The following is a 4,700-nucleotide window of genomic DNA, read 5'->3' on the forward strand; positions in this document are numbered from 1 at the left end:
TTATTCAGAATATATTGCGTGATTTCCTGAATACGCATGGGATGAAGAAACGCCTGCTGATTTTCAGCCGCACTTAGTTTTTTCTCGTCAGTTTCTGTCTCTAAAGACTTAAACTGTGGTCGCACATCGTTGTAGTCCACCTTGAATTTGAGCACTTTTTCGTCACGAATCGCATCGGTAATTACATACGAATGCAATTCACGACCAAATACGCTGGCGGTTGTTTCTGAGCCTAAGGCGTTTTCCGGGAAAATAGGGGTGCCGGTAAAACCAAACTGATAATAGCGTTTGAATTTCTTCTTCAGGTTTTTCTGCGCTTCTCCAAACTGGCTGCGGTGGCATTCATCAAATATAAACACCACTTGCTGATTATATACAGGCAGGTCGCTTTCTGCTTTCATCAGGTTATTGAGTTTCTGAATAGTAGTGACGATAATTTTGTTATCGTCCTTATCCAGATTTCGTTTAAGGCCTGCGGTATTTTCCGAGCCGTTGACGCTGTCTGGCGAAAAACGCTGATATTCCTTCATGGTCTGGTAATCGAGGTCTTTCCTGTCGACCACAAAGAAGACTTTATCAATAAAGTCCAGCTCTGTTGCCAGACGCGCGGCTTTAAAGCTGGTGAGGGTTTTACCAGAACCGGTAGTGTGCCAGATATACCCACCGCTTTCCGGTTTTGACCAGTTCTTCGCTGTAAAGGAACTCTTAATTTTCCACAGAATGCGCTCGGTGGCGGCAATCTGGTACGGTCGCATCACCAGTAGCGTCTGACTACTGTCAAAAACGCTGTAGTTCACCAGAACATTCAGCAGAGTATGTTTCTGGAAAAAGGTAGCGGTAAAGTCTTTGAGGTCTTTAATCAGCGTGTTGTCTGATTTCGCCCAATTCATGGTGAAGTCAAAACTGTTTTTATCGCGCTTTGTCGTGTTGGCAAAATAACGGGTATCGGTGCCGTTAGAAATGACAAACAGTTGCAGATACTTAAACAGGGAATTTTCGCTGTTAAAACTCTCTTTACTGTAACGATGTATCTGGTTGAAAGCCTCACGAATCGCCACCCCGCGTTTTTTTAGTTCGATTTGCACCAGCGGTAAACCATTAACCAGGATCGTGACGTCATAACGGTTAGCATGAGAACCCGTCTGTTCAAACTGCTGGATAATCTGCACCTTATTGCGCATGAGATTCTTTTTATCTATCAAATAGATGTTCTCAAGTCGCCCGTCGTCAAAAATAAAGTCGCAGATATAGTCGATATGGATTTTACGGGTTTTATCCAGAATACCATCGCTGGGGTTGTCCAGATACTGCTCCGTGAAGCGCCGCCACTCGCTGTCATTAAACATCACACCATTGAGGCTCTGAAGCTGTTCCCGAACATTAGACAGCATTGCCGACTGTGATTTTACGGAAATAAATTCATAACCCTGATTCCGCAGGTCCTGAATCAGTTCACGTTCCAGGTCCGATTCGCTCTGGTAGCTGTCGCTTGTTTGCTCAGCTTTGATGTACTTATCAAGGACGATAAAGTTATTGGATTCAGCAATGGTGTGTGTTTGATGAGTCATAGCGCATCCTTTGTGCCGCCTGGCAAGAGCCGGAAGGGCGTTAAGAGTGACTTCCGGCGCGTAAAAAATAGTCTATATACTGACCGGGTGTTAAGGTGGCCCGATCGGTAGCAATGGTCAATTAATTACTGACAGTTTCAGGTTTCGGGAAACTGAACAGTAAATCACGGTAGTATTCGTATTGTTTCTGGCGCAACTCGATTTCACGCGGGAGACCTTCAGTGATGGAGTTGGTCAGGGTGTCGAATTTATCGAGTATTTCGACAATGCGAGCTTGTTCTTCTGAAGGTGGTACAGGTATTGGGAATTTTAAAAACATTGGTCGACGAAGTGAGGTAACCGATGAACTTACTGATGCTTTTTGAATATAGGTAAAAAAATATGCTGTTATATAGTGATATACAAATCGCGGATTCATAAATGCATTTGGGACAATACGATATGCTCTCTGATGCAAAGCATATTTACCTTTAGCGTAATGAAATACCTTCCCCACCCCGGCACCATCTCCAGCTGTAATGATTGCTGTTTCATCAAAATCAAATACATTTAACTTTAATGGCTCACGTCCACGTGCATAAAAAATATATTTGCCATGTTCTATAGCATCTTGCGTATCATGGTTACCTGTTCCTATAACAGCCACTTCCCCCAAAGTCTTCCACTCAACCTCACCCTCTTTAAAACTCAACAACTGGTCACGATAGTAGTTGTACTGTTTTTTACGCATGTTAAGCTCAGCGGTAAGCTCAGCGGTAAGTGCAGTAAACTTATCCAGAATCCGAACAATTTCAGACTGGATGGCAAGGGATTTCTCCGGATTATCCGGGCAGGGGATGGGGACTAACCTTTTTTCAATTGTAGTTTTGCTGATGTGCATCATAGTAGAACCAGTGCTATGTGCATCTTTAAGTGCTTTAGTATCCCATTGTAACAAGTAATATAGAAACTGTTTACAAATAAGATTCGAATCTGGAACCACTTTCCATATGTGATAATGGTAAATAGATTTACCCCCATGCCAAATTCTTGGACCAAATGATGCGGACCAAGCATATAAAAGGTCACCGTTATCACAATACTTGTCTTGATCTAATTCTAAATCTGAGTAATACCAATTTTGGTTAGTAAAAAAATTACCGACTCTTAATACTGGATATTTGCCTTTGGAAAGCAGTTCTTCTTGCTTATATGCTCTCCCGTTTATTAAACGACAAACTTTAGCCAATGGCAACCACTCAACTTCAACCCCATCCAGCAATTTTTCCAGATAACTTAACTCGCTCATTTCTGCACCTCGTAGCCTTCAATTTCAGCCACAATCGCATCAATATCTTTGCGCAATTGGTCGATTTTGCTGACCGTGGTTTTCAGCTCTGCATTCAACTCAGCGATATCGATAATTTCGCGAGTATCTTTCGCTTCCACATAGCTGCTCACCGACAGGTTATAGTCATTCGCGACAACGGTCTCAAACGCGACAGATTTCGCCAGATGAGCAACATCTTCCTTGCTGGCAAATACCTGCATAATCTGTTCGATATGGGCATCGGTCAGAATGTTGTTGTTAGTCTCTTTTTTGAACAGCTCGCTGGCATCAATAAACTGAACGTTGGTATCCGTTTTATGTTTAGACAACACCAGAATATTGACGGCAATGGTGGTGCCAAAGAACAGGTTCGGTGCGAGTGAAATCACGGTTTCGACATAGTTATTGTCAACCAGATACTGACGGATTTTCTGCTCCGCGCCGCCACGGTAAAAAATGCCCGGGAAGCAGACAATCGCAGCACGACCTTTGGCAGAAAGATAGTTCAGCGCATGTAATACAAACGCAAAGTCAGCTTTGGATTTGGGGGCCAGAACGCCAGCCGGGGCAAAACGTTCATCGTTAATCAGCGTCGGGTCATCGCTGCCAATCCATTTCACCGAATACGGCGGGTTAGAAACGATGGCATCAAACGGTTTTTCATCTCTGAAGTGCGGCTCAGTCAGCGTATTGCCCAGCTTGATATCAAACTTGTCGTAGTTGATGTTGTGCAAAAACATGTTCATACGCGCCAGGTTATAGGTCGTATGGTTGATTTCCTGACCAAAAAAACCTTCTTCGATGATATGGTCATCAAACTGTTTTTTAGCCTGCAACAACAGCGAACCGGAACCTGCTGCCGGGTCGTAGATTTTGTTAACGTGGGTCTGGCCGTGCATTGCCAGTTGTGCAATCAGCTTAGAGACGTGCTGCGGTGTAAAGAACTCGCCGCCTGACTTACCAGCATTCGCCGCATAGTTAGAAATCAGGAACTCATAGGCATCGCCGAACAGGTCAATCTGATGTTCGTTAAAGTCGCCAAGCTTTAACCCTTCAACCCCTTTCAGAACCGCAGCCAGGCGGGCATTTTTATCCTTAACGGTGTTACCCAGGCGGTTACTGGTGGTATCGAAATCAGCAAACAAACCTTTGATGTCAGCTTCTGAAGGGTAACCGTAAGCAGAACTTTCGATAGCAACGAAGATACTGTTTAAATCTGCATTCAGTCTGTCATTGGTATTTGCTTTCGCAGCTACGTTGCAGAAAAGCTGACTTGGGTAGATGAAGTAGCCTTTAGTTTTGATGGCATCGTCTTTAATGTCATCAGTAATTACGCTGTCATCCAGTTTCGCATAACAGATACTGTCATCACCGGCTTCAATATAGCTGGAAAAATTTTCGCTGATAAAACGGTAGAAAAGCGCGCCCAGAACGTATTGCTTAAAATCCCATCCGTCAACAGAACCTCTGACATCATTGGCAATTTGCCATATCTGGCGGTGCAGTTCTGCTCGTTGTTGAATACTTGTCATTTTTAATCCATTTTCCTGGTTTGGACCTGAATCATTGGGGGCAATTCTACAGCAATCTTGTGGTTCAGGCAGCCCCGGAGTAAGTCGGTGTACATTGTGAGATACCTGGGGTATTCACGACAAGGAGGAGGAACGGAATATTGCCTTTCCTTTGCAGTGCACCAGGTGCATTCTAAATAATTTCAGACAGATATTATCTCCGTGAATCCCCCGCCACCTTTCCGGTGCGCGGGGTTTTGTCTTTTTTCACCGGGAATACATGTATGAATCCGTCTGATGCCATTGAGGCAA

General features: G+C 44.0%; 3 protein-coding genes. All 3 read right to left on the reverse strand.

Features of this window, described 5'->3' with window-relative positions:
- Nucleotides 1-1,568 (reverse strand): HsdR family type I site-specific deoxyribonuclease (locus K0778_RS24825; RefSeq protein ID WP_123008280.1); only part of this gene is annotated, 1,568 nt, incomplete at its 3' end.
- Between the two features lie 121 nt (nucleotides 1,569-1,689).
- Nucleotides 1,690-2,856 carry a restriction endonuclease subunit S gene (locus K0778_RS24830; RefSeq protein WP_063084790.1) on the reverse strand — a complete coding sequence of 389 codons (1,167 nt, stop codon included), beginning with the start codon at nucleotides 2,854-2,856 and terminating at the stop codon, nucleotides 1,690-1,692.
- A complete protein-coding gene (locus K0778_RS24835; protein ID WP_063084791.1) occupies nucleotides 2,853-4,409 on the reverse strand; it encodes a type I restriction-modification system subunit M in 1,557 nt (518 codons plus the stop codon). The genes K0778_RS24830 and K0778_RS24835 overlap by 4 nt, the downstream gene beginning before the upstream one ends.
- Nucleotides 4,410-4,700 lie beyond the last annotated feature (291 nt).

Origin of the sequence: Escherichia sp. XD33 (assembly GCF_019375075.1) — a bacterium.
Taxonomy (GTDB): Bacteria; Pseudomonadota; Gammaproteobacteria; order Enterobacterales; family Enterobacteriaceae; genus Enterobacter; species Enterobacter flexneri_A.

Coding starts and splice junctions, on each gene's coding strand:
- K0778_RS24830 (WP_063084790.1), bottom strand. CDS start 2,856: ATGAGCGAGTTAAGTTATCTGGAAAAATTGCTGGATGGGGTTGAAGTT.
- K0778_RS24835 (WP_063084791.1), bottom strand. CDS start 4,409: ATGACAAGTATTCAACAACGAGCAGAACTGCACCGCCAGATATGGCAA.